The sequence below is a fragment of the Enteractinococcus helveticum genome (genome assembly GCF_020742345.1).
Lineage (GTDB): Bacteria > Actinomycetota > Actinomycetes > Actinomycetales > Micrococcaceae > Yaniella > Yaniella helvetica_A.
On record NZ_DYXC01000164.1, the window covers coordinates 1 to 4,944 of the forward strand.

The following is a 4,944-nucleotide window of genomic DNA, read 5'->3' on the forward strand; positions in this document are numbered from 1 at the left end:
AAGAAGCTTATTTCTTCGGTGCTGGAATAACAGACACGCGTGCTTCAGCCAGAACGTCTTCGTGCAGACGAATCTGGATTGGGTAGGTACCCAGTGCACGGATGTCACCGGCGCCGACGATGGAACGACGATCAACCTCGCCCTTACCGGCTTCTTTGATTGCTTCAGCGATGGAAGCGGTGGTGACGGAACCGAAGAGGCGTCCGTTGTCACCTGCCTGCATCTGAATGGAAATTGGTGCTTCTGCCAGCTGTGCAGCCTGGGCCTGTGCGGCTTCCAGGGTGCGTGCCGAACGGGCAGCGGATGCTGCGCGCTGGGTTTCAACTTCTTGCTGCGCACCACGGGTCCAACGAACGGCTTCGCCGCGTGGGATCAAGTAGTTGCGAGCGTAACCGTTACGTACTTCGACGACGTCGCCGGCCGAACCGAGGTTCGGGATCTCCTGGGTCAAAATGACTTTTTGATTTGCCATGATCTGTCTCCCTTGATCAGCGTTTAGCGGCCGGAACCGGAGTACGGCAGCAGCGCCATTTCGCGGGCATTTTTGATAGCCTGCGCAATTTTACGTTGCTGTTGGACGGTGACACCGGTTACGCGGCGGGCACGAATCTTGCCGCGGTCGGAGATGAATTTGCGTAGCAAAGCGACGTCTTTGTAATCGACGTATTCGATTTCCGCTGTTTTGAGCGGATTCGGTTTTGGTTTCGGCTTACGAACTTCTGCCTTAGCCATCTTGGTGCTCCTTTATAGCTGTAACCTGGAGCCCGCTAAAATAAGCGGGATGGTCGTTAATGAATAATGTTGTTTTAGAACGGTGGTGGAGAATCGTTGCCCTGATCCCAAGATCCGGCTGATCCACCGCCACCCCACGGGTCATTGCTCGGTGCAGACTGGCCGCCGCCTGGTGCACCCCAGCCGCCTCCGGCTGGTGCCCCACCACCCCAGTTTCCACCGGGGCCGCCTTGCTGCTGGCCGCCACCGAATCCGCCGCCACCACCGGAACGTGGCGTACGGTTGACCTGTGCGGTAGCCCAGCGCAGCGATGGGCCAATCTCGTCTACTTCGAGTTCCCAGTTGGTCCGCTGTTGACCATCTTTGGTCTCAAATGACCGAGCCTTCAACCGACCGTGCGCAATAACGCGCATACCCTTGGTCAGCGTTTCTGCTACGTTTTCGGCCGCTTCACGCCATACGGAAGCACGCACCCACAGGGTTTCATCGTCCACCCACTGGTTGGATTCGCGATTAAACGATCGTGGAGTTTGAGCAATCGTAAAGTTAGCAACCGCGTGACCCGATGCGGTAAACCGCAGTTCAGGATCACCAGCGAGGTTGCCTACCACAGTGATATATGGTTCTCCGGCCATGAAGCGCTCCTAATGCAAGTAGCAGGTCGTGGTACTAAAACTTAGAGGGTAATTTTCTGATCTTCCGGACGGATGATCTTGGTGCGCATAACCGATTCGTTTAGACCCAGCTGGCGATCCAGTTCCTGAGCCTGCTCAGGAGTAGCATTGAAATTGGCGACGGCGTAGATTGCCTCGTTTTTCTTCTGGATTTCGTAAGCTAGGCGACGACGACCCCAAACATCGAGTTCGTCAACGGTTCCGCCATCCTTGATCACGGTGTCAAGGTATTTACGCAAAGTTGGTTCAACAGTACGCTCGTCTAGTTCTGGATCGAGCATCACCATTAGTTCATATGCACGCATGCGAACCCACCTCCTCTGGACTGGTGGTCACGGGATTTCCGTAACAGGAGGTTCTTAGTGCAAGCGTCTCAACCCATCTGGAGTCAAGACAGCAACCTCGCCATTATAGCGGACGGCCGGTCAAAACTAAACTCACGTAGGCCACTGCACACTATCACCAACGACGACGCCGGGTTACCACTACGTGAACTTTCAACTTTCGAGCTTCAGGACCTTGACGCCGCCTTGGAGCAGTCTGTGGAATAGGACTGTTTTGAGTTGTGTTGACTAGGTATTTCGAGGTGCATCTGGGTGGGATCTATAGCCTTTGATCATGCCACTACTCAGGCTCTCATCAACGCGTTAGAATCTGCCGATGAGCGGGTTCATCATCAAAGCATGCAGTGGTCTGACACCGTCGACACCGCAATGGATGAATTCGAAGGGGCGTACTCAAGGCTATTCAGTAGCAATGCGTCAAATGAAAAACGCGACCGCTCCGAGGTGTGTTTCCACTTGTTAAATGTGGTCCGACAAGTCTCGTACGCTCAGGACGACGCCAGAGCAGACGAGGAACGTTTAGCCGCTGTGGCCGACTGGGAGCAGCGCTACGCCGCGTGGCAAGCGGATGCAGATTCTGACCCCTCCTGGTGGACGTCGTTCACGGACCCACAATACGGCGGGCTCATGATGTCGCAGCCATCGCAGACTCCCACCAGGCCTCCCACAATCCACGCAGAGGTGGCCGTCCGAGACCGAGACCGCGTGAGCTCAGGTAGCGCTGACACCGTAAGCTCGGCATCCCCGTCAAACCTACGCAGCTTCGTGGCAATCGCCGAGCGCTGCCATGGCATCGTCGAAGAAGAATTGGAAGCGCTCAGGACGGCGTGGTCTGGTTTTCGCAGAAACTGTTCGTGGGTCACCATCGAGACATTCACACTGTTCGATGCGCTTGCCCAGTACCTCGAACATGCCAGGCTAGAGGCTCGCTGGATCAGCCAAATCGCCGATGCGTTCGAAGTGGCTGGAACCGGTGAACTCTCCAATGAGGTCCTCGACGCGCTCGCACCGGCACTGCATGCCACAGCGATGAGTAATACCCAGTTGCTGCAAACTCTGGCGACCGCTGACCGTGCGCAACTGGCTCGGCTGATGAACAGCTCACCAGCTTTGACCCATCAGCTGCAGCTGATGGACCCTGCGACCATTAATGCATGGTGGCACCGGCTAGCCGAAACGCCTGCATCCAATCAACAAACAGCTCTGTGGGAAACACTGCCAGAAGTCTTTGGCAACCTCGAAGGGATTCCCTACCACATCCGCCATCAAGCCAATCAGCAGGTGCTGGATCGGAAAATTGCCGATCTGGAGGGCCAGCTGCAGGCCTTGGCCGCAGAAAGGCGAGAGGCTCTTGAAAATCTCGGTCACTCGCCGAATCAACCGCAGATGGTCCTGCTAAGTTTGGGGGCTCGCAAACGAGAACTAGAAGGCCAACTGGCACCGTTATACCAGATCGATGATTCGTTGACGCCTGACTACGGACAAGCGGAGCGCCAGTTGATCTCTTTCACTGCAGATGCCCCACCATTGGCTGCGATCTCGATCGGCGACCTCGATACCGCCACCAACGTGACCTTCAACGTCGCCGGGATGAACAGCAGTACCGAAACCATGACCGGTTGGACAGAGGCCACACAGAATATTCATGAAAAAGTCACGCTTAACAATGCCAATGCCGCTACCGTGGCCTGGATCGGTTATGAAGCCCCCGTCTCACCACCGGGGGACTGAGGTGTTTTGCATAACGATATGGCGCAAACCGGCGGAGACAATCTCGCAAAGGCACTACGTGGGTTTGACGCGACCCGAGATCAGGATGAACCCCAGGTGAACGTCGTGGCGCATTCATACGGCACAACAACAGCGGCATTTGCAATGTCGCAAGCTGACGTCGCCGTCGATAATCTCGTTCTCGTCGGCTCGGCTGGGCTTCCAGACCATATCGAGCAGGCCGACCTGCTCAACGCTGACAACGTGTATGTGGGCCATGCACGCGACGTATACCCCTACATTGATAGCGGATCAGGGGACCAATGGGCATGGCTGGGACGTGACTTCAGTTTCGGTCACAGCATCAACCCTATGGAGGAAGACTTTGCTGCTGTCACCTTTGGTACTGATAGTGAAGCTACCGGTGCCGGTGATCCAGTGACCACGCACTCTTCGCTCGATGACGGAGAGATCGGCTATTACCACGAGCGGTCTGAAGCTCTGCGTAACATCGGATATATATTGCGCGGCGAAACTGAGAAAATAAGTGACCACGTCGATAAAGGGCCCACGATGTTCCAACGATCACTGCTTGGGCCAGGAATGTATTATGTCCCCTAAACACCCAGCTCCAGCACGAAACTCATCCCGTCGCCGATTGGCGACGATTACGTCGTGCCTTGGCGCCGTCGTATTTTTCAGCACAGGTTGTACAACCGCCACGAATCAGGAGCCTGTTATGGACGTCATCGAGCAGCGTGATGCTGTGGTGAAATTCGTCATTGACACCACCGAGGTCTTGGATATTGACGGGTGGAAGGCCAGCCACGGTGCCGCCCGCGCTCAAGCCTGCACCCTCGACAACGGGGACGAAGGTGCAGCGTACCAATTCACTCTGTGGGCAGAGCCGGGTACCGACCATCAGGCAGCTGCCCAGCGCATCATCGACTACTGGGAGTCACTGGGTATGGACACTCGTGTGGTCGACCACGGCGGCTACCCGGCTGTGGATGCCACCGGAGGTCCCGTGCAAGGCGCCAGTTTCGCGACCAATGCCGCCGAGGATCACTATGAGATCGGGGCGGTTGCGCACTGCGCACCAGGTGATGCTCGAGAACTCAAAAAAGAATATAACGAGCGTCGCAAAAATGGTGAACGCTTCCCAGGCGATGAGTACGTCCCTGAAGAAAACGTCAGCGAAGAATATAAATGACCCATCGCAAGAATTCTCCAAGAAGGCTCCTGCTGGCAAGCTCACTGCGTTGCACTGCTATGGGGGCGGGTATGCTGACGACGTTGCTGTTGGCCACCGGTTGCACCGCAGCTTCGAATCAAGAATCCGTCATGGATGTCATCGAACAGCGCGATGTTGTTGTCAGCTTCGTGGTGGATACCACTGAGCAATTAACCGCTGGGAACTGGGAAGCTAACACTGGCACAGCATCGCCACAAGGGTGCACTATGGACAATGGTGAGGAGGGTGC

At 56.0% G+C, this 4,944-nt stretch carries 6 protein-coding genes and 1 pseudogene; 3 read left to right on the forward strand and 4 right to left on the reverse strand.

Translation table 11 applies throughout. The annotated features are described in order from the left end of the window. Positions 1–7: 7 nt before the first annotated feature. From rplI to rpsF, 4 genes are all read right to left on the reverse strand, one after another. Positions 8–472: a 50S ribosomal protein L9 gene (gene rplI / locus K8V32_RS13975; protein ID WP_303908816.1), complete on the reverse strand. Its 465-nt coding sequence runs from the start codon at positions 470–472 to the stop codon at positions 8–10. A gap of 23 nt (positions 473–495) precedes the next feature. Beyond that, entirely contained in the window at positions 496–732 is a 237-nt protein-coding gene (gene rpsR, locus K8V32_RS13980; protein WP_043055447.1) for a 30S ribosomal protein S18, read from the reverse strand. 74 nt (positions 733–806) lie between these two features. Then, entirely contained in the window at positions 807–1,367 is a 561-nt protein-coding gene (locus K8V32_RS13985) for a single-stranded DNA-binding protein (protein ID WP_303908823.1), read from the reverse strand. 41 nt (positions 1,368–1,408) lie between these two features. Beyond that, positions 1,409–1,711, reverse strand: a complete 303-nt coding sequence (rpsF, locus tag K8V32_RS13990; RefSeq protein WP_303908826.1) for a 30S ribosomal protein S6 — start codon at positions 1,709–1,711, stop codon at positions 1,409–1,411. A gap of 669 nt (positions 1,712–2,380) precedes the next feature. Here rpsF and K8V32_RS14690 point away from each other — a divergent pair. The 3 genes and pseudogenes from K8V32_RS14690 to K8V32_RS14005 form a co-directional block, all read left to right on the forward strand. Next, a pseudogene (locus K8V32_RS14690) lies at positions 2,381–4,081 on the forward strand (alpha/beta hydrolase). A gap of 118 nt (positions 4,082–4,199) precedes the next feature. Beyond that, entirely contained in the window at positions 4,200–4,673 is a 474-nt protein-coding gene (locus K8V32_RS14000) for a hypothetical protein (protein WP_303908829.1), read from the forward strand. Then, a partial coding sequence (locus K8V32_RS14005; RefSeq protein WP_303908832.1) for a hypothetical protein occupies positions 4,670–4,944 on the forward strand: 275 nt, incomplete at its 3' end. The genes K8V32_RS14000 and K8V32_RS14005, both read left to right, overlap by 4 nt.

Bases quoted from the DNA above. Each gene is read 5' to 3' on its own strand.
- rpsR (WP_043055447.1), bottom strand. From the start codon at position 732: ATGGCTAAGGCAGAAGTTCGTAAGCCGAAACCAAAACCGAATCCGCTC.
- K8V32_RS14000 (WP_303908829.1), top strand. From the start codon at position 4,200: ATGGACGTCATCGAGCAGCGTGATGCTGTGGTGAAATTCGTCATTGAC.
- rpsF (WP_303908826.1), bottom strand. From the start codon at position 1,711: ATGCGTGCATATGAACTAATGGTGATGCTCGATCCAGAACTAGACGAG.
- rplI (WP_303908816.1), bottom strand. From the start codon at position 472: ATGGCAAATCAAAAAGTCATTTTGACCCAGGAGATCCCGAACCTCGGT.
- K8V32_RS13985 (WP_303908823.1), bottom strand. From the start codon at position 1,367: ATGGCCGGAGAACCATATATCACTGTGGTAGGCAACCTCGCTGGTGAT.